This is a genomic window from Enterobacter sp. E20, from assembly GCF_000801755.2.
GTDB classification, from domain to species: domain Bacteria; phylum Pseudomonadota; class Gammaproteobacteria; order Enterobacterales; family Enterobacteriaceae; genus Enterobacter; species Enterobacter asburiae_B.
On the sequence record NZ_CP012999.1, the window covers coordinates 4,650,763 to 4,669,575 of the forward strand.

The 18,813-nt window shown below is 56.4% G+C and carries 19 protein-coding genes; 8 read left to right on the top strand and 11 right to left on the bottom strand.

The window, feature by feature from the left end:
• Window positions 1-61: 61 nt before the first annotated feature.
• The gene (gene fpr, locus NI40_RS21750; RefSeq protein WP_029739198.1) at window positions 62-808 is read left to right on the top strand and encodes a ferredoxin--NADP(+) reductase; all 747 of its coding nucleotides are present in this window, start codon (window positions 62-64) and stop codon (window positions 806-808) included.
• On the opposite strand, the gene NI40_RS21755 is transcribed toward fpr, so the two are convergent.
• Window positions 809-1,228, bottom strand: coding sequence for a DUF805 domain-containing protein (locus NI40_RS21755; RefSeq protein WP_023293600.1), 420 nt, complete (start codon window positions 1,226-1,228; stop codon window positions 809-811). It lies immediately after the preceding gene.
• A gap of 112 nt (window positions 1,229-1,340) precedes the next feature.
• Here NI40_RS21755 and NI40_RS21760 point away from each other — a divergent pair, with 112 nt between their 5' ends.
• Both NI40_RS21760 and tpiA read left to right on the top strand, forming a co-directional pair.
• A complete protein-coding gene (locus NI40_RS21760) occupies window positions 1,341-1,937 on the top strand; it encodes a DUF1454 family protein (RefSeq protein ID WP_039264215.1) in 597 nt (198 codons plus the stop codon).
• A gap of 111 nt (window positions 1,938-2,048) precedes the next feature.
• On the top strand, window positions 2,049-2,816 hold the full coding sequence (gene tpiA, locus NI40_RS21765; RefSeq protein ID WP_014172206.1) for a triose-phosphate isomerase: 768 nt from the start codon (window positions 2,049-2,051) through the stop codon (window positions 2,814-2,816).
• Window positions 2,817-2,914: 98 nt separating this feature from the next.
• Here tpiA and NI40_RS21770 read toward each other — a convergent pair whose 3' ends face one another.
• From NI40_RS21770 to cpxP, 6 genes are all read right to left on the bottom strand, one after another.
• Window positions 2,915-4,219 (bottom strand): SLC13 family permease, encoded by a 1,305-nt coding sequence (locus NI40_RS21770; RefSeq protein ID WP_039264211.1) that lies wholly within the window; start codon window positions 4,217-4,219, stop codon window positions 2,915-2,917.
• A 73-nt stretch (window positions 4,220-4,292) separates the two neighbouring features.
• On the bottom strand, window positions 4,293-5,036 hold the full coding sequence (locus NI40_RS21775) for a CDP-diacylglycerol diphosphatase (RefSeq protein WP_039264210.1): 744 nt from the start codon (window positions 5,034-5,036) through the stop codon (window positions 4,293-4,295).
• 107 nt (window positions 5,037-5,143) lie between these two features.
• A complete protein-coding gene (locus tag NI40_RS21780; protein WP_023309695.1) occupies window positions 5,144-6,133 on the bottom strand; it encodes a sulfate ABC transporter substrate-binding protein in 990 nt (329 codons plus the stop codon).
• Between the two features lie 236 nt (window positions 6,134-6,369).
• Window positions 6,370-7,332 (bottom strand): 6-phosphofructokinase, encoded by a 963-nt coding sequence (gene pfkA / locus NI40_RS21785; RefSeq protein WP_039264208.1) that lies wholly within the window; start codon window positions 7,330-7,332, stop codon window positions 6,370-6,372.
• A 174-nt stretch (window positions 7,333-7,506) separates the two neighbouring features.
• Window positions 7,507-8,400 (bottom strand): CDF family cation-efflux transporter FieF, encoded by an 894-nt coding sequence (gene fieF, locus NI40_RS21790; protein WP_023309697.1) that lies wholly within the window; start codon window positions 8,398-8,400, stop codon window positions 7,507-7,509.
• A gap of 152 nt (window positions 8,401-8,552) precedes the next feature.
• Window positions 8,553-9,059 carry a cell-envelope stress modulator CpxP gene (gene cpxP / locus NI40_RS21795; RefSeq protein WP_032662714.1) on the bottom strand — a complete coding sequence of 169 codons (507 nt, stop codon included), beginning with the start codon at window positions 9,057-9,059 and terminating at the stop codon, window positions 8,553-8,555.
• Window positions 9,060-9,209: 150 nt separating this feature from the next.
• On the opposite strand from cpxP, the gene cpxR reads away from it, so the two are divergent.
• Together cpxR and cpxA are read left to right on the top strand one after the other, a co-directional pair.
• The gene (cpxR, locus tag NI40_RS21800) at window positions 9,210-9,908 is read left to right on the top strand and encodes an envelope stress response regulator transcription factor CpxR (protein ID WP_006179159.1); all 699 of its coding nucleotides are present in this window, start codon (window positions 9,210-9,212) and stop codon (window positions 9,906-9,908) included.
• Complete coding sequence (gene cpxA, locus NI40_RS21805; protein ID WP_023309731.1) at window positions 9,905-11,278, top strand: envelope stress sensor histidine kinase CpxA; 1,374 nt, start codon at window positions 9,905-9,907, stop codon at window positions 11,276-11,278. The genes cpxR and cpxA overlap by 4 nt, the downstream gene beginning before the upstream one ends.
• 53 nt (window positions 11,279-11,331) lie before the next feature.
• Here the strand turns inward: cpxA and yiiM are convergent, their stop codons facing one another.
• A complete protein-coding gene (gene yiiM / locus NI40_RS21810; protein WP_032662712.1) occupies window positions 11,332-12,006 on the bottom strand; it encodes a 6-hydroxyaminopurine reductase in 675 nt (224 codons plus the stop codon).
• A gap of 71 nt (window positions 12,007-12,077) precedes the next feature.
• Window positions 12,078-12,698 (bottom strand): superoxide dismutase [Mn], encoded by a 621-nt coding sequence (gene sodA / locus NI40_RS21815; RefSeq protein ID WP_004203668.1) that lies wholly within the window; start codon window positions 12,696-12,698, stop codon window positions 12,078-12,080.
• Between the two features lie 288 nt (window positions 12,699-12,986).
• On the opposite strand from sodA, the gene rhaT reads away from it, so the two are divergent.
• A complete protein-coding gene (rhaT, locus tag NI40_RS21820) occupies window positions 12,987-14,021 on the top strand; it encodes an L-rhamnose/proton symporter RhaT (RefSeq protein WP_039264206.1) in 1,035 nt (344 codons plus the stop codon).
• On the opposite strand, the gene rhaR is transcribed toward rhaT, so the two are convergent.
• Both rhaR and rhaS read right to left on the bottom strand, forming a co-directional pair.
• Window positions 14,022-14,870: an HTH-type transcriptional activator RhaR gene (gene rhaR, locus NI40_RS21825; RefSeq protein ID WP_039264205.1), complete on the bottom strand. Its 849-nt coding sequence runs from the start codon at window positions 14,868-14,870 to the stop codon at window positions 14,022-14,024.
• 73 nt (window positions 14,871-14,943) lie between these two features.
• Window positions 14,944-15,780 (bottom strand): HTH-type transcriptional activator RhaS, encoded by an 837-nt coding sequence (gene rhaS, locus NI40_RS21830; RefSeq protein WP_039264204.1) that lies wholly within the window; start codon window positions 15,778-15,780, stop codon window positions 14,944-14,946.
• Between the two features lie 301 nt (window positions 15,781-16,081).
• Between rhaS and rhaB the strand changes: the two genes are divergently transcribed.
• Complete coding sequence (gene rhaB, locus NI40_RS21835) at window positions 16,082-17,551, top strand: rhamnulokinase (protein ID WP_039264202.1); 1,470 nt, start codon at window positions 16,082-16,084, stop codon at window positions 17,549-17,551.
• Complete coding sequence (rhaA, locus tag NI40_RS21840; protein ID WP_039264201.1) at window positions 17,548-18,807, top strand: L-rhamnose isomerase; 1,260 nt, start codon at window positions 17,548-17,550, stop codon at window positions 18,805-18,807. The genes rhaB and rhaA overlap by 4 nt, the downstream gene beginning before the upstream one ends.
• Window positions 18,808-18,813 lie beyond the last annotated feature (6 nt).

Here is an 18,813-nt window from a genome sequence, read left to right on the forward strand (position 1 = left end):
GGCTGGAAATTGTCACCACAAGTACGGAAGATAGAACAGAGAAACAGCACAGGAGAAGATCATGGCGGACTGGGTAACAGGTAAAGTCACAAAGGTACAGTTCTGGACCGATGCGCTATTTAGTCTCACCGTACATGCTCCCGTTCACCCGTTTAAAGCCGGGCAATTTGCGAAGCTGGGGCTGGATGTCGACGGCGAGCGCGTGCAGCGCGCCTACTCTTACGTTAACGCGCCTGATAACCCGGATCTCGAGTTCTATCTGGTCACCGTTCCTGACGGTAAGCTCAGCCCGCGCCTTGCCGCGCTTAAGCCCGGCGACGAGGTACAAATTGTGAGTGAAGCGGCAGGCTTCTTTGTGCTCGAAGAGATCCCTGACTGCGACACGCTCTGGATGCTGGCAACCGGTACGGCCATCGGCCCTTATCTCTCTATTTTGCAGTACGGCAAAGATCTGGAGCGCTTTAAAAACATCGTGCTGGTTCACGCTGCGCGCTACGCCGCAGACCTGAGCTATTTGCCGCAAATGCAGGCGCTTGAACAGCAGTACGGCGGGAAGTTAAAGATTCAGACGGTGGTCAGCCGCGAAACCGTAGCAGGAGCGCTTACCGGCCGCGTGCCGGCGTTAATTGAGAGTGGAGCCCTGGAAGACGCGGTGGGTTTGCCGCTGAACGCTGAAACCAGCCACGTCATGCTGTGCGGCAACCCGCAGATGGTACGTGACACGCAGCAGCTTCTGAAGGATACCCGGCAGATGACGAAACATCTTCGCCGCCGGCCGGGCCATATGACCGCCGAACACTACTGGTGATCAGCGGTATTTCACCTCAACGGTGTCTTTACCGTATTTGTTTTCGCTCTGGGTGCCAATAAACGCGCCCAGATCGACAATCATCATCACGAAGATGACCGACGGCAGCAGCCTGCCCACAACCCACGGCAGGATGGACGGCAGCATCGCCCAGTTTCCCGCCACCAGCATCCACGCCAGAATAATCAGAAATGCCCACGCGCCGGAACGTCCGCGATCGTGCAGCCGTTTTACGACAACCGCCGCCGTTGGCCATAGCAGACAGACCAGCGCGAAGGCTGCCGTTTGCGTGCTCAGCCAGGCGTTGTAAGCCACGAAAAACAGAAGCAGCATGGCGACAACCCACGTCACCATCCAGATCCAGAAATCACGGCGTCCAATACGCCCTTTGAATGAAAACAGCCACTGCTGTATGGTCATGTAAGGTTCCTTATTATCGTATAGCGCGCATTTTACCCTGGAGTTGTGACCTTTTGACAAGCCGACCAGATATCGTTTTAATCATGAGCACTTACGGCCAGGGGCAATGTTGATGAAAAGTTCGGCACGTTCTCTTTTCCTGTGTTTAGCGCTGCTCAGCGCGGGTTATCCCCTGCACGCCGCCGAAACCACAGCCCCGACCACAGCACCCTATCTGCTGGCGGGCGCGCCGTCGTTCGATCAGTCTATCAGCCAGTTTCGTGAAACCTTCAATCAGACCAACCCCACGCTGCCGCTGGATGAGTTTCGCGCCATTGATGGCTCACGCGATACCCCCACACTGACCCGTGCGGCAAGCAAGATTAACGAGAATTTGTATGCTTCCACGGCGCTGGAGCGCGGTACGTTAAAAATCAAAAGCATGCAAATCACCTGGCTGCCGATACAGGGGCCAGAGCAGAAAGCCGCTAAGACGAAAGCGCTGGAGTACATGAGCGCGGTACTGCAGGCCTTTACCCCTGCGCTGACAAAAAAGCAAAGCCAGCAAAAGCTGCAAAAACTCCTTACCGCCGGGAAAAACAAGCGTTACTACGCTGATACCGAAGGCGCAATCCGCTATGTTGTGGCGGACAACGGCGAAAAAGGACTGACCTTCGCTGTTGAACCGATTAAGCTGGCACTATCTGACACCCTCGGCGGGGCGAATTAATGACAAAAAGCAAAGCCTTTCGAGGGAAAATCTCTATACTGATTCACAGACCATGCTGCCCGACAGGGTGGCCATATTCCTTAATTCGCTTATTTAGCGTGGAGAATTGAAATGCGACATCCTTTAGTGATGGGTAACTGGAAACTGAACGGCAGCCGCCACATGGTAAACGAACTGGTTGCGAACCTGCGTAAAGAGCTGGCTGGCGTGACGGGCTGCGCGGTTGCTATCGCTCCGCCGGATATGTACCTGGATCTGGCTAAACACGCCGCTGACGGCAGCCACATCATTCTGGGCGCGCAGAACGTTGACGTTAACCTGTCTGGCGCGTTCACCGGTGAAACCTCCGCTGAAATGCTGAAAGATATCGGCGCGAAATACATCATCATCGGCCACTCCGAGCGTCGCACCTATCACAAAGAATCCGACGAGTTCATCGCGAAGAAATTTGCCGTGCTGAAAGAGCAGGGTCTGATTCCGGTTCTGTGCATCGGTGAAACCGAAGCGGAAAACGAAGCGGGCAAAACCGAAGAAGTGTGCGCACGTCAGATCGACGCCGTGCTGAAAACCCAGGGCGCGGCAGCGTTCGAAGGCGCAGTAATCGCATACGAGCCAGTCTGGGCGATCGGTACCGGCAAATCTGCAACCCCTGCGCAGGCTCAGGCGGTTCACAAATTCATTCGTGACCACATTGCTAAAGCCGACGCGAAGGTCGCTGAGCAAGTGATTATCCAGTACGGCGGTTCCGTAAACGCCTCCAACGCTGCTGAGCTGTTCACCCAGCCAGACATCGATGGCGCGCTGGTTGGCGGTGCATCCCTGAAAGCTGACGCTTTCGCGGTGATCGTTAAGGCAGCAGAAGCGGCTAAACAGGCGTAATTGCCTTTGTGGCGGGTGGCGCTTGCGCTTACCCGCCGCTCTTCTCCCCCCTCTCCCTTAGGGAGAGGGGGGGGTGAGGGGAAACACCTCGCACCGAACTACACTTTCCCCAGCAAACTAAACCAGAGATAATCCAGCGGCAGCAGTACCAGATACGTTGCGATAGCCAGCGCCAGACAGAGCACCATCCCCGCCCTTGCAGGCACCTTCCCGAGCCCCATTGCCACCACAATCGGCGACGCCTGATACGGCAGCAGCGGCGTGGAATAGCCCAATACCTGAATCATGATCACCGACAGCAGCGGAAAACCGGTCGCGTCCGAAAAACTCTGCGCCAGGGTGGTGTACAGCGCCGGAACGCCGTTGGCGGTCATGATGAAGTTGAGCGCCGTGGTAATACCGGTCAGCGCCAGGAAACTGGTGAACGGCCTGTCTGCATCCAGCGGCATAATGCGAAGCAATGCCTCGCCCACGGCCGTTCCGATACCGGTTTGCGTCACGACAATCGCCAGCCCAAGAATGCCCGCGACGTAAATACAGGTGCGCATGTTCACCCCCGCAGAAAACTCTTCCCCGGTGATAAAGCCAATGCGCGGCAGCATAACGATGACCGACGCCGCCAGCCCCGTCCACGCCGGCCCCACGCCGTGCCAGCTCTCCGTGACCCACATCCCCAGCACCACCGCCAGCAGCCAGGCAAGACGCTTTTCATCCCGCCCCATAGGATCAGACGGCGCCTGTTCCTTCGGCGGTTTTGGGCTGCCGGGAAATAGCCAGCAGATGAGGCCAATCAGAATCAGGCCTTTGAGGATACCGAGCACCGGCGTGTGCAGCAGCAGATACGGGACATAGTTCAGATGGATGCCGTACGAGCCTTCCGCCGCACCGCTCATCACCAGATTGGGGACGTTTGCAGGCAGGATCGTCGCCGAAAGCTGGAAAGTCCCGAACCCCACCGCCAGCGCCAGCCCGAACCAGGCGCGGGAGCCGTCGGCGATACCGGCGCGTTTTGCCATCGCCGCGACAATCGGCATCAGCAGCGCAATACGTCCCATGTTCGACGGCATCACAAACGCCAGCGCGTAGCTCAGCAGCACCACGCTCGCCACCATCAACACCCAGGAGTCGGTGAGCTTTGCCGACAGCGCCCGGGCGGCCCTGTCCGCCAGTCCGGTTTTACGGATCGCCACGCCGAGCACAAAGCCGCTGAATACCAGCCAGAAAGCAGACGAGGCAAAACCGCCGAAGATGACCTCCGGCGGGGCGATTCTGGCGGTCATCGCCGCCGTGAAGAACAGCAGCGCGGTGATAAATTCCGGCAATAGCGACGTCGCCCACAGCACGATGGTGACGCCAACGATCAGTGAGGGCAGCAGCAGAGGATACGTTAACCAGAGCGACATACCTGTCTCCTGTAGAATTTTTCAGCAAGTCTACGGTGACAGGCAGCCCGAGTAAACGCGATTTATGGTGGGGTTACTTCAGGATAGTGCATTGATGATCCTGCAGTTCTTCCGCAGACGCGCGGTTAAGCGTGAGCAGGTTACGCTCTGTCGCCAGCAAAACAAAAGAGCCGTCCGACTGCTGCGCCATCGCCAGGGCAAAGCGCCCCATATGGTCGCGCGCTTCCGGCAACTCTTCAGCCAGCATCATAAACGGGCTGCGCTGGACCAGTTCATTCTCCGTCACGCGGCGAGCAAGATACTCATGTCCTTCCAGCCCCCCAGGAAGAGGCAGCCACTGGGTGCTGATTTCTCCCTGTGCCGCGTTGAGCTTCTCGCGCACGTCCGGGCGCAGGCAGGAGATATGAATATGAAAATGGTTCTGCGTGCGGCCAGTCGGCGAGTTAATCGTCAGCGAAATGGCGCTGTCAGGCACCTCGGATCCACGCTTCAGGGTCATAAAGCTGCGCGACTGCCACGCCAGCCAGAAAAAGTTCGGCGTATGAGCGTCGGTCAGCAGCGGGCTCTCGGTGCCGTTGATGCGATATGTCGGCATCAGCAGGTATTGCAGCGGCCCGTTGCGATCTTTAAATACCACATAGCCTGCATCCGTTTTCACCTGCGCACAGGGTGCCGGGTTACGGTTCTGGATCTGATTCGGCACACACTGGTCGAGAACGATATGTCGCAACGCATTCGGATTACCCGCCTTCATCCAGTACACGCCGCCAGCGGCAAGGGCGATGACAATGAGGAGCAATAAGATAATTTTTTTCACAACGCGTTCCCTGTTTTCAATAGAGGCAAAAGAGTAACGCAAAATGATGACCAAATAAAAAACCCGGCGGATTTCTCACGCCGGGTCACCGTGTCACAGGATAATGGTTAGCGCTGGCTGATCTGGTCGAAAGTGCCACCGTTAGAGAAGTGCTCTTTCTGCGCTTTGGTCCAGCCGCCGAACACATCGTCAATAGTGAATAGCTTCAGTTTTGGGAACTCCCCTTCGTATTTCTTGGCGACCGCCGCATCGCGTGGACGATAGAAGTTTTTCGCCGCAATTTCCTGGCCTTCTGGCGAGTACAGATACTTCAGGTAGGCTTCCGCCACCGCTTTGGTATCTTTCTTCTCAACCACTTTATCGACCACGGAAACGGTCGGCTCAGCCAGAATCGATTCGCTCGGGGTCACGATCTCAAATTTGTCTTTGCCCAGCTCGTGGGTGGCCAGCAGGGCTTCGTTTTCCCATGCGATCAGCACGTCGCCAATCCCGCGCTCGACGAAGGTGTTGGTGGCGCCACGCGCGCCGGAGTCCAGCACCTCAACGTTTTTATACAGCGCCTTCACGAATTCCTGCGCTTTGGCCTGGTCGCCATTGTTGTGATGCAGTGCATAACCCCACGCGCCCAGGTAGTTCCAGCGAGCGCCGCCGGAGCTTTTCGGGTTCGGGGTAATCACAGAAACGCCCGGTTTGATCAGGTCGTTCCAGTCTTTAATTTGTTTCGGGTTTCCTTTACGCACCAGGAAGACGATGGTCGAGGTGTAGGGCGCGGAGTTATCCGGCAGGCGTTTGATCCAGTTTTTGTCGATGCGGCCACGCTCGGCGATCGCGTCAACATCGTAGGCCAGCGCCAGGGTTACCACGTCGGCTTCAATACCGTTTATCACGGACGTCGCCTGCTTGCCGGAGCCGCCATGCGACTGACGAACCACCACGTTGTCGCCGGTTTCCTGTTTCCAGTGTGCCGCAAACGCTTTGTTGTATTGCTCGTACAGTTCACGCGTCGGGTCGTATGACACGTTCAGTAACTGGATATCCTTAGCCAGAACGCTGGTCGATGCCAGCAATAATGTTAAACCCACGCCCCATTTATTCATCGCCCAGCTCTCTTGTGTAGTGTTTTGATGAATGCAGCGTGCCAGAAAGCGAATCGAGGATTAAAGAATAAAAAAAGATTGGCTATAACGTAGTGGAATAAAAGAAGTGGATGAACGGCCTGATGCCCTCACCCCACCCCTCTCCCACGGGAGAGGGAGCAACCATAAAAAACGGTAACCCAAGGGTTACCGTTTTGCATTTACCTTGCCGCCAACCGGCACAAAACACACGCCGATCAGTACAGTTTTTTCGCGCAGTCCAGCCAGTCACCTTTGAACGGACGCTTCATGTTTTCAATCGCGTCGATGATGTCGTGGTGAACCAGTTTTTCGTTCTGAATACCGACGCAGCGGCCGCCGTGACCCTGCAGCAGCAGATCGATAGCGTACGCGCCCATACGGGACGCCAGAATACGGTCGTAAGGGCCTGGGGAACCGCCGCGCTGGATGTGACCCAGTACGGTCGCGCGGGTTTCGCGTTTGGTTTCGGCTTCGATGTACTTCGCCAGCTCGTCAACGTCGCAGATGTGCTCGGTGATAGCCACGATCGCGTGTTTTTTACCCTTCGCGATGCCCGCTTTGATTTCAGCCACCAGATCTTCACGGCTAAATTCGACTTCCGGCACGACGATAAATTCGCAACCGCCCGCAATGGCTGCCGCCAGCGTCAGGTCGCCACAGTAACGGCCCATCACTTCAACGATAGAGATACGCTGGTGAGAAGAAGAGGTGTCACGCAGACGGTCAATCGCTTCAACAACGGTACTCAGTGCAGTAAAGAAGCCGATAGTGTAGTCAGTACCTTTGATGTCGTTGTCGATGGTGCCCGGCAGACCGATGCACGGGAAGCCCATTTCGGTCAGACGTTTTGCACCCATGTAGGAGCCGTCACCACCGATAACCACCAGGGCGTCCAGGCCGCGTTTCTTCATGTTTTCGATAGCCACTTCACGAACGTGTTCATCACGGAATTCCGGGAAGCGCGCGGAACCGAGGAAAGTACCGCCACGGTTGATCATGTCAGACACGCTGTAACGGTCGAGCTGAACCATACGATCTTCATACAGGCCCAGATAACCGTCATAAACGCCAAAAACTTCCAGGCCTTCCGTCAGCGCTGCACGGACAACACCACGAATTGCCGCGTTCATGCCCGGCGCATCACCGCCGCTTGTCAACACACCGATTTTCTTAATCATGACTACCTCTGAACTTAGGAATGCAAAATTGAAATCTGTTGCCGGAAGAAACTTATCGACCAACGAATACTGCAAATAGTATATCAATCCCTTCCAGCTGAATTGATTCAGGTCAGACCAAACGGCGGTAATTTATACACAAAATGCTGGCCTGGCTCACTTTTTTACAACGAATTACGAAAGCCCAACATGACCGGGTACAACCGAGCAGGGATCCTGGTGAATGATGACGTCTGAACCAGGAAAACGCTGCAAAATCGCCTGCTCGACCTGCTCAGCAATAACGTGAGCCTGAACCAGTGGCAGGTTGTCTTCCATTTCAATATGAATCTGAATAAAGCGGGTCGGCCCTGACTGCCGCGTTCGAAGATCGTGTGCACCGCTGACGCCGGGCCAGGAGGTCACGATAGAAAAAATTTCATTACGTTCTGAGTCCGGGAGGGCGCGGTCAAGCAGTGATTGCACCGCTTCATACCCCATCCGCAGGGCGCTATATAAAATATAGATACCAATCCCTAACGCAAATAACGCATCGGCGCGATGCCAGCCATACCAGGCCAGACCGAGCGCAATAAGAATAGCCCCATTCATCATAACATCAGATTGATAATGAAGCATATCCGCCCGTACAGCCTGACTTTGCGTTTTGCGAACAACCCAGCGCTGGAACGTTACCAGAACAAGTGTGCATATAAGCGCAACGATCGTCACAACTACGCCCACGCCGGGATCGTTCATCGGTGTCGGCGAAACGAGATGCTGAATGCCGGTTAAAAACAGGAACAGCGCAGAGCCGGAAATGAACATGCTTTGCGCCAGCGCGGCCAGCGACTCCGCTTTGCCGTGCCCAAATGTGTGCTCTTCATCCGCTGGCTGCAGCGAGTAACGCACCACCAGCAGGTTGGTCAACGAGGCGGCAATGTCCATCAGGGAGTCCACCAGTGCCGCCAGAATACTGACCGAGCCGGTATACCACCAGGCAAAGATTTTAATCAGTAACAGGCTGGAGGCCATGACGGTCGCCGCAATGGCGGCCCGGCTTACCAGTCTTCCATAGGATTGATTCATAAACGCTCCTGTCATGTCATGCCGCTAGTATAACGGAAGCATGGGGAGTCTAAGGATGAATAAACGGTTAACAACACGGATGCGGGGCAAAAAAAACCCCCACATCATGTGGGGGAAGACAGGGATGGTGTCTATGGCAAGGAAAACAGGGTTTACTGGTTACTACGGGTACTGCTATTGCTACTGAAAAATGTCGTTTCTGAGCTTCGCTGCATCCGTGCAACCTCACGCAGCTGGTCCATTCGCTGCTGATGTCTGGCATTCAAAACCGCTTGCTGCTCGGGCGTTAGCAGATGGAACATCTGGTTGCGGACCTTCGCCATCTCTACCTGGCGGGCAACCTGTTCCTGTGCCATTTTTTCGGCCTGAGCGCGTACAGCGCTTTCGTCAAAATTTTCTGCGGTGACAAGGCGATGCATTGTCTCCATTTCGCTAACATTAACAGGGGGCTGGTCGTGTCGTGCCCTCTGCATCAGATCTCGCATCTGTTGACGCTGATGTTCGGTTAAACTTATGCCGTCAAACATATGGCTTTGGCTGCTGTTCTGCGTTGCGCCCTCTTGTAAGGGACTGTTATCGCTGATGATAGCTTCAGCAGCCTGGCTAAACGCACTGAACGCCAGCGTTGAGGCCATGACGGCAGCGGTAACTTTGCGCATCACTTGCTCCCAAAATCTTTCGTGTCGCGATTCAACGAGAGACAGTCTACGATTCAGGCTGCAAACATGCGTCAGGGGGTGTAAAACAACGTAAAGTCATGGATTAGACAGCCTTGATGTCGTAATTTCTGCCTCGGAGGTATTTAAACAATGAATAAAATCCTGTTAGTTGATGATGACCGAGAGCTCACATCCCTTTTAAAGGAGTTGCTCGACATGGAAGGTTTCAACGTCCTGGTTGCCCATGATGGCGAGCAGGCGCTGAGTCTCCTTGACGACAGCATCGATTTACTTTTGCTCGACGTGATGATGCCGAAGAAAAACGGTATTGATACGTTGAAAGAGCTTCGCCAGACACACCAGACTCCCGTTATTATGCTGACCGCACGCGGCAGCGAACTTGACCGCGTACTCGGCCTTGAGCTGGGCGCGGATGACTATTTACCCAAGCCGTTTAACGACCGTGAACTGGTTGCCCGTATTCGCGCTATCCTGCGTCGTTCCCACTGGAGCGAGCAGCAGCAAAATACCGACAACAGCTCGCCTACTCTTGAAGTCGACTCCCTGAGCCTGAACCCGGGCCGTCAGGAAGCAAGCTTTGATGGCCAGACGCTGGAACTGACCGGCACGGAGTTCACCCTGCTGTATCTGCTGGCGCAGCACCTCGGCCAGGTGGTTTCGCGTGAACATCTAAGCCAGGAAGTGCTGGGCAAACGCCTCACCCCGTTTGACCGCGCCATCGACATGCACATCTCTAACCTGCGCCGTAAGCTGCCGGAGCGTAAAGACGGTCACCCATGGTTTAAAACCCTGCGTGGTCGCGGTTATCTGATGGTTTCCGCTTCATGATAGGAAGCTTAACCGCCCGCATCTTCGCCATCTTCTGGCTGACGCTGGCACTGGTTTTAATGCTCGTTTTGATGTTGCCAAAACTCGACTCACGCCAGATGACGGAGCTTCTCGACAGCGAGCAACGTCAGGGCGTGATGATCGAGCAGCACGTGGAAGCCGAGCTGGCAAACGATCCGCCAAACGATTTAATGTGGTGGCGCAGGCTGTTTCGCGCTATCGACAAGTGGGCGCCGCCCGGACAACGCCTGCTGCTGGTGACCAGCGAAGGCCGCGTGATTGGGGCCGATCGCAATGAAATGCAGATTATCCGCAACTTCATTGGCCAGGCGGATAATGCCGATCATCCCCAGAAGAAGAAATATGGCCGCGTAGAGATGGTAGGGCCTTTCTCCGTCAGGGACGGAGAGGATAATTATCAGCTCTACCTGATCCGTCCGGCGAGCAACTCCCAGTCTGATTTTATCAACCTGCTGTTTGACCGCCCTCTCCTGCTGCTGATTGTCACCATGCTGGTCAGCTCACCGCTGCTGTTATGGCTGGCGTGGAGCCTGGCAAAACCGGCGCGTAAGCTAAAGAATGCCGCCGATGAAGTGGCGCAGGGTAACCTGCGACAACACCCTGAACTGGAAGCAGGTCCGCAGGAGTTCCTTGCCGCCGGAACCAGTTTTAACCAGATGGTGAGCGCCCTCGATCGTATGATGACCGCACAGCAACGTCTGCTGTCGGATATCTCGCACGAGCTGCGTACCCCGCTTACGCGCTTGCAGCTTGGCACCGCGCTGCTGCGCCGCCGCAGCGGTGAGAGCAAAGAGCTGGAGCGTATTGAAACGGAAGCGCACCGCCTGGACAGCATGATCAACGACCTGCTGGTCATGTCGCGCAATCAGCAGAAAAACGCGCTGGTGAGCGAAACGGTGAAAGCCAATCACCTCTGGCACGAGGTGCTGGACAACGCGGCGTTCGAAGCGGAACAGATGGGTAAATCCTTTACCGTCAACTTCCCGCCGGGCCCGTGGCCGCTGTACGGTAACCCCAACACGCTGGAAAGCGCGCTGGAGAACATCGTGCGTAACGCCCTGCGCTACTCGCATACGAAGATTGAGGTGGCATTCTCGGTGGATAAAGACGGGATCACCGTTATTGTCGATGACGACGGCCCTGGCGTGAGCCCGGAAGACCGCGAGCAGATTTTCCGTCCGTTCTATCGTACCGATGAGGCGCGCGATCGGGAATCGGGCGGTACGGGACTGGGTCTGGCGATTGTTGAAACCGCCATGCAGCAGCACCGCGGCTGGGTGAAAGCCGACGACAGCCCGCTGGGTGGGCTACGGTTAACGCTTTGGCTACCGTTGTATAAGCGTTCGTAGCTGTTAGTGCCGGGTGGCGGCTTCGCCTTACCCGGCCTACTTTCTGCCGAGGACTATTTCCCCCACAATCTCCGCGAATTATCCTCGATCTTGCTGCTTAAACGCCGCTTCTGCATCGTTCTTGTCCAGCTGATGGATAATCCCGCCGCCGACAGCAGGCGGTGATACTGTTCGTCGTCAAACGGCATATGCCAGGCAATGGCGCAGGCGTCATAAACAGACACATCGCTCAGGCGCGACGCCAGCTCAAGCGGCGCGTCCGCTGAAACCTGCCCCGCCTGCACCACGCGATACAGCCAGCCGGTTTTACCCGCTTTTTGCAGCTGGGCCGACATATCCTGAATACCGAAGTGGTAGTTGAGCTTGAAGCACGGCGAGCGTGGCTGCGTCACCTGAATCAGGGCATCGCCCCAGCGGTAGATATCACCGATAAACACGTTCTTTTCGGTGAGCCCTTCGGTGGAGAGATTCTCCCCAAACGCGGGGGCGACGAAGAGGTCCGCCTGCTCGGGAAACTCGGTTTTCCAGTGCTGATAGTGTTCACGCGGGTAGTGGCACAGCGCGCGATCGGGCCCGCCGTGAATTTTCTTTTCGGCCTGCTCGTCACCCGCAAGCCCGAGGTCGGTTAACGTCAGCTCACCGTCGACCTGAATTTTGGCGATGGCACTCGGGCGGCTGCCGTCGTACTCCCTTACCTTGCCTGTAAACACGTTCACCGGGTAATGCATTGCTGCCTCCATTACGCAGATACAAAAAAAGCGAGTCATAAGACTCGCTTCTCACAGGCGTCAATGCAACCTTATTTTTTAGCGGCGAAACGCGCTGCTGCTTCGTCCCAGTTCACCACGTCCCAGAAGGCTTTGATGTAGTCCGGGCGACGGTTCTGGAATTTCAGGTAGTAAGCGTGTTCCCACACGTCCAGACCCAGGATTGGGAAGCCGGATGCGCCAGAAATCGCTTCACCCATCAGCGGGGAGTCCTGGTTAGCAGTAGAAACCACCGCCAGCTTGTCGCCTTTCAGAACCAGCCACGCCCAGCCAGAGCCGAAACGGGTTGCAGCGGCTTTTTCGAATTCCGCTTTGAAGTTGTCAACGGAGCCGAAGTCGCGCTCGATAGCCGCTTTCAGGTCGCCCTGCAGGGTGGTACCGGTTTTCAGGCCTTTCCAGAACAGGCTGTGGTTAGCGTGGCCGCCAGCGTTGTTACGCAGAACGGTTTTCTTGTCCGCTGGCAGCTGGTCCAGCTTGGTGATCAGCTCTTCAGCAGACAGGTTAGCGAACTCTGGCAGGCTTTCCAGCGCGGCGTTCGCGTTGTTCACATAGGTCTGGTGGTGTTTAGTGTGATGGATTTCCATCGTCTGCTTGTCGAAATGCGGTTCCAGTGCGTCGTAGGCATACGGCAGGGATGGCAGTGTATAACTCATAATCCTCTCCATTATTGTCGGGCGGCACAGCTGTTAATGCCGCGTAAGCAGTTGGTTCATTATAGTTAATTAAATGATATTGAAAATGATTATCAATGCCGTAGTTTTTATAAGGTTATTCGTTTTTCGATTAATCGCGAAATTGTGAGTCTGCTCACGCGGTTAACGTGCTGATTGCCATCCAGAACACATCTGCGGCAACCTTCTGAAGGTCCCCAAACCGCCTAATTTTTACACTCCTCAAGTCGGTGGGAAGCCACTGACGATAAAAACGATGAGGGTGTAAAAATGAATCATGCGATTACGATGGGTATCTTCTGGCATTTGATAGGCGCTGCCAGTGCAGCCTGTTTCTATGCTCCGTTTAAAAAAGTGAGAGGCTGGTCATGGGAAACCATGTGGTCCGTTGGCGGTATCGTGTCCTGGCTGATTTTGCCCTGGACCATTAGCGCCATGCTGCTGCCCGATTTCTGGGGCTACTTCTCCTCCTTCAGCGCCGCCACCCTGCTGCCGGTGTTCCTGTTCGGCGCGATGTGGGGCGTCGGCAACATCAACTATGGCCTCACCATGCGTTATCTCGGCATGTCGATGGGGATTGGTATCGCGATTGGCATCACGCTGATCGTCGGTACCCTGATGACGCCAATTCTCAACGGCAACTTCGACGTGCTTATTAATACTCAGGGTGGGCGGATGACGCTCCTGGGCGTGCTGGTGGCGGTCATTGGCGTAGGAATTGTGACGCGTGCGGGGCAGTTGAAAGAGCGCAAGATGGGCATTAAAGCTGAAGATTTTAACCTGAAGAAAGGTCTGCTGCTGGCGGTGATGTGCGGCATTTTCTCGGCCGGCATGTCGTTCGCGATGAACGCCGCCAAACCGATGCACGAAGCGGCTGCCGCGCTGGGCGTCGACCCGCTGTACGTTGCGCTGCCAAGCTATGTCGTGATTATGGGTGGCGGCGCGATGGTTAACCTGGGCTTCTGCTTCATTCGTCTGGCAAAAGTAAAAAACCTGTCGGTAAAAACCGATTTCTCGCTGGCAACATCGCTCATCATCACCAACGTGTTGCTCTCCGCTCTGGGCGGCCTGATGTGGTATTTGCAGTTCTTCTTCTACGCCTGGGGCCACGCCAGCATTCCGGCGCAATACGACTATATAAGCTGGATGCTGCACATGAGTTTCTACGTACTTTGCGGCGGGCTGGTTGGGCTGGTGCTGAAAGAGTGGACGAACGCCGGACGTCGTCCGGTTGGCGTACTGAGCCTCGGCTGCGTGGTGATTATTATCGCTGCCAATATCGTCGGCCTCGGCATGGCAAACTGATTACGCCCCCTTTCGACTGCGATGACGCCACTGTACCGGCGTCATCCCCACCTCGCGGTTAAACACCACTGAAAAGTAGTTACTGTCCTCAAAGCCGCAGCGCATTGCCACATCACTGACCATCCACTCCGTATGCTGGAGGAGATATTGTGCATGGCAGATGCGCAGCTGGCGCAGGTAGTGGTTTACCGTCATCCCGGTCAGGGTGCGGAAATGCTGGCGCAACGCGCGCTCGCTGCACTGTTCCTGCTCGCAGAATTTATCCAGTACAAAGTTTTTATTCAGGCTGCCCGCAAGCCGGGTGATGAGCTTATCCAGCAGCGCTTCCTGCGTTGTGGCGGAGGGGTTATCAGTGGCGTAACGATGGCGCTTCAACGTCATCACCAGCTGGGCGAAAAGCAACTCCGCCAGCTGGTTAGCCACGGGGTCGTTCTTCTGGCTCTCCTGCTCCAGTTGAGAAATAACCTGCCGTACCTGAGCCATGCCGCTACTGCTTAAGCGCCAGTGCGGAGAACCTTTAGCATCAAGAAAGCCCGGAACGCTCGCGGCCCAGTCCACGTTAAGCTTGAGCCTGTCCGGACAGTAAATAACGTTTTGCAGCACCAGGTCGTTAACCGAGGCGTAGGAGTGTTTATCATCCGCGCGAATGTAGAACAGGTCTCCGCGCGTGATGCGGTAGGGACGGTCGTTGAGGATGTGCAGGCCGTTACCGCGCCAAACCAGCACCAGCTCGCAAAACTCGTGGGTATGTTCGGCAAAGACGTCCTGCGGGTAGCGATCGGCCACCGTGACGGCCTGACTCGCGGAGGCAAAAAAATCATCTTTGCGAAGAATTAACTGAGCAGCCACACCACGACCTCTACGCCGAATAACCTGACACTATTAGCTTTTTTGCGGAAATAAAACGGTGACTGCCCTCGCGTTACTGAAGCATCGCGTCTTTTCCCTGGCGAATATCGCGCGGAGACCAGTTAAATTCCCGGCGAAACAGCGTTGAAAAGTGATTGCTGTCGCCAAAACCGCAGCAATAGGCAATATCCGTGACGCTATCGTCGGTATGACGTAAAAGATGACGCGCTTTGATCAGGCGCAGTCGGTTAAGGTAGCGTTGCGGCGTCAGTCCGGTGTGCTGTTTAAGCTGGCGATGCAGGGTACGCAACGACAGGGAAAAATCATCCGCAAGGGTTTCCCAGCAGACATTCTCGGCAAAATGATCTTCCAGCCAGGCCATCAGATGGTTCAGGCGCGCGTTGTTATCTTCCAGCCCTTCCACCAGGCTGCTGCGGCGCAGCAGCACCAGAAGCTGCATAAACAGCAGTTCGCGCGTGGCAATGGCGTGCGTCTCCTGCCCGTCCTCGCTCTTCTCCATCTGGCTCACCAGCTGACGCACCTGCTGCAGGATGGACTGATTCACCCGCCAGTGCGACGGATAGTGTCCGTCTTGCTCCTGGGGCAACAGCTGGCTCAGCCCCGAAAGAAACTGGAACGCGTCCGGGGAACGGTAAAGCACATTCGTCAGATACAGGTTGTCGGTATGTTCATACAGGTGCCGGTCGTGGTCGCGCACGAAGCACACCGTACCGCCGCTGATGGTATAAGGCTGGCCATTGAAAACATGAATACCCGTCCCGCGCTCAACAATCACAATTTCGTGAAAATCATGATGATGCTCCGGGAACGCAGCCTGAGGAAGCCGTGGCTCAATCGCGACAGGCGAACCTCCTGAAGGAAAAAAATCCACGCAGTGCAGTACGGTCATAACGGCCCCCACCAATGAAAAATGTTCTCAAAATAGTAATTAAGGCCTCCCACACTCACCTTCAATTTTTGGCAGTAAACCTCGCAAAAGCTGTCCATTTTTCAAGAAACAGGGGGAAAGATCGGGAAATGCGCTCAGCGTCACACAGCCTGAGCATCCCGTCACTGCTGGAAACTGTGAACGCCCTCACATTCACCTTTGCTTTCTTGCCAGCGCGAGATTTGGCCTGTCAGTGGTGAGAAGGTGACTTTTTCTTCCCTTTTTTACACTCACCGCTAATGACTTAAGAAAGGACCCGACCATGACTTTTCGCCATTGTGTGGCTGTCGATTTAGGCGCATCCAGCGGCCGCGTAATGCTCGCGAGCTGGGACCGTGAGCAGCACGCGCTTTCGCTTCGCGAAATGCACCGTTTCGCCAACTGCCTGCAAAAGCAGGACGGTTTTGATACCTGGGATATCGATGCCCTGGAGGCGGAGATCCGTACCGGTCTGAACAACGTCTGCAACGACGGCATTCGCATCGACAGCATCGGCATTGATACCTGGGGCGTGGACTTCGTTCTGCTTGATAGCCATGGCGAGCGCGTCGGCTTGCCGGTTTCTTATCGCGACAGCCGCACCGACGGCCTGATGGCGAACGCGATCGCCCAGCTTGGCAAGGACAACATCTACGGGCGCAGCGGCATTCAGTTTCTGCCGTTTAACACGCTTTATCAGCTGCGTGCTTTGGTCGAGCAACAGCCGGAGCTGGTCGCGGACGTGGCCCATGCGCTGCTGATCCCGGACTACCTGAGCTATCGCCTGACCGGCAACATGAACTGGGAATATACCAACGCCACCACCACGCAGCTGGTCAACATCAACTCGGATAGCTGGGATGAACATCTGCTGGCCTGGACGGGGGCGTCGCCTTCCTGGTTCGGCACACCCACCCACCCGGGTAACGTGATCGGTCACTGGATTTGCCCCCAGGGGAACGCAATCCCTGTCGTTGCCGTCGCCAGCCACGATACCGCCAGCGCGGTAATAGCGTCCCCACTTGCAAGCAAAGACGCGGCTTACCTCTCGTCCGGCACCTGGTCGCTGATGGGCTTTGAGAGCAAAACCCCGTACGCCAGCGATGCCGCGATGGCGGCAAACATTACCAACGAAGGCGGTGCCGAAGGCCGCTACCGCGTACTGAAAAACATCATGGGGCTGTGGCTGCTCCAGCGGGTGCTGAAAGAGCAGAACATTACCGACCTGCCCGCGCTTATCGCCGAAACCGAGAAGCTGAAGGCCTGCACGTTCCTGATCAACCCGAACGATGACCGCTTTATCAACCCGCCGCACATGAGCGCCGAAATTCAGGCCGCCTGCGTTGAGGGCGGGCAGCCGGTGCCGTCGAGCCCTTCAGAACTGGCGCGCTGCATTTTTGACAGCCTCGCCCTGCTGTATGCCGACATCCTCAGCGAGCTGGCGAGCCTTCGCGGAAAACCGTTCAGCCAGCTGCATATCGTGGGCGGCGGCTGCCAGAACCAGCTGCTGAACCAGCTCTGCGCCGATGCCTGCGGCATCACCGTGGTGGCGGGTCCCGTGGAGGCCTCCACGCTCGGGAATATCGGCATTCAGCTGATGACCCTGGACGAACTTTCCAGCGTTGACGACTTCCGTTCGGTGGTGGCGGCTAACGCCAGCCTGACCACCTTCACCCCCAATCCCTGCCGTGAAATTGCTCGCTTTCGGGCGCAGTTTCAGCAAAACCGACTGACTAAGGAGCTTTGCGCATGACAACTCAATTAGAACAAGCCTGGGGCCTGGCTAAACAGCGTTTCGCCGCCGTCGGCGTGGATGTCGACGAGGCGCTGCGCCAGCTCGACCGTCTGCCCGTCTCCATGCACTGCTGGCAGGGCGATGACGTCGCCGGTTTCGAGAATCCAGGCGGTTCCCTGACGGGTGGTATTCAGGCCACCGGTAACTACCCGGGCAAAGCGCGTAACGCGACCGAACTGCGCGCCGACCTGGAGCTGGCGCTGAGCCTGATCCCGGGGCCAAAACGCCTGAACCTGCATGCGATTTATCTCGAATCCGACGAGCCGGTGGCGCGCAACGAAATCAAACCGGAACACTTTAAGAACTGGGTGGAGTGGGCCAAAGCCAACCGGCTGGGCCTGGACTTTAATCCGTCCTGTTTCTCACATCCGCTGAGCGCGGACGGTTTTACCCTCGCCCACGCGGACGACGACATCCGCCAGTTCTGGATCGACCACGTGAAGGCCAGCCGCCGCGTTTCGGCCTATTTCGGCGAGCAGCTCGGCACGCCGTCGGTGATGAACATCTGGATCCCGGACGGCATGAAGGATATCACCGTCGACCGTCTGGCCCCGCGCCAGCGCCTGCTGGCCGCGCTGGATGAGGCCATCAGCGAGAAGCTGGACCCGGCGCACCACATCGACGCCGTAGAGAGCAAGCTGTTCGGCATTGGCGCCGAGAGCTACACCGTGGGCTCGAACGAGTTCTACATGGGTTACGCCACCAGCCGCCAGACCGCGCTGTGTCTGGATGCCGGCCACTTCCACCCGACCGAGGTGATCTCAGACAAAATCTCCGCCGCCATGCTCTACGTGCCGCGCCTGCTGCTGCACGTCAGCCGTCCGGTGCGCTGGGACAGCGATCACGTGGTGCTGCTGGATGACGAAACCCAGGCGATTGCCAGCGAAATCATCCGTCACGACCTCTTTGACCGCGTACACATCGGCCTCGACTTCTTCGATGCTTCCATCAACCGCATCGCAGCGTGGGTTATCGGCACCCGCAACATGAAGAAAGCCCTGCTGCGCGCGCTGCTGGAGCCTGTCGCCGCGCTGAAACAACTGGAGGCTAACGGCGACTACACCGCCCGTCTGGCGCTGCTGGAAGAGCAGAAATCCCTGCCGTGGCAGGCGGTGTGGGAGATGTACTGTCAGCGTAACGACGCCCCGGCGGGCAGCCAGTGGCTGGACAACGTGCGGGCATACGAGAAAGACGTGTTGAGTCAGCGCGGGTAATTTTGC

Bases quoted from the DNA above. Each gene is read 5' to 3' on its own strand.
- fpr (WP_029739198.1), top strand. From the start codon at position 62: ATGGCGGACTGGGTAACAGGTAAAGTCACAAAGGTACAGTTCTGGACC.
- NI40_RS21755 (WP_023293600.1), bottom strand. From the start codon at position 1,228: ATGACCATACAGCAGTGGCTGTTTTCATTCAAAGGGCGTATTGGACGC.
- NI40_RS21760 (WP_039264215.1), top strand. From the start codon at position 1,341: ATGAAAAGTTCGGCACGTTCTCTTTTCCTGTGTTTAGCGCTGCTCAGC.
- tpiA (WP_014172206.1), top strand. From the start codon at position 2,049: ATGCGACATCCTTTAGTGATGGGTAACTGGAAACTGAACGGCAGCCGC.
- NI40_RS21770 (WP_039264211.1), bottom strand. From the start codon at position 4,219: ATGTCGCTCTGGTTAACGTATCCTCTGCTGCTGCCCTCACTGATCGTT.
- NI40_RS21780 (WP_023309695.1), bottom strand. From the start codon at position 6,133: ATGAATAAATGGGGCGTGGGTTTAACATTATTGCTGGCATCGACCAGC.
- pfkA (WP_039264208.1), bottom strand. From the start codon at position 7,332: ATGATTAAGAAAATCGGTGTGTTGACAAGCGGCGGTGATGCGCCGGGC.
- fieF (WP_023309697.1), bottom strand. From the start codon at position 8,400: ATGAATCAATCCTATGGAAGACTGGTAAGCCGGGCCGCCATTGCGGCG.
- cpxP (WP_032662714.1), bottom strand. From the start codon at position 9,059: ATGCGCAAAGTTACCGCTGCCGTCATGGCCTCAACGCTGGCGTTCAGT.
- cpxR (WP_006179159.1), top strand. From the start codon at position 9,210: ATGAATAAAATCCTGTTAGTTGATGATGACCGAGAGCTCACATCCCTT.
- cpxA (WP_023309731.1), top strand. From the start codon at position 9,905: ATGATAGGAAGCTTAACCGCCCGCATCTTCGCCATCTTCTGGCTGACG.
- yiiM (WP_032662712.1), bottom strand. From the start codon at position 12,006: ATGCATTACCCGGTGAACGTGTTTACAGGCAAGGTAAGGGAGTACGAC.
- sodA (WP_004203668.1), bottom strand. From the start codon at position 12,698: ATGAGTTATACACTGCCATCCCTGCCGTATGCCTACGACGCACTGGAA.
- rhaT (WP_039264206.1), top strand. From the start codon at position 12,987: ATGAATCATGCGATTACGATGGGTATCTTCTGGCATTTGATAGGCGCT.
- rhaS (WP_039264204.1), bottom strand. From the start codon at position 15,780: ATGACCGTACTGCACTGCGTGGATTTTTTTCCTTCAGGAGGTTCGCCT.
- rhaB (WP_039264202.1), top strand. From the start codon at position 16,082: ATGACTTTTCGCCATTGTGTGGCTGTCGATTTAGGCGCATCCAGCGGC.
- rhaA (WP_039264201.1), top strand. From the start codon at position 17,548: ATGACAACTCAATTAGAACAAGCCTGGGGCCTGGCTAAACAGCGTTTC.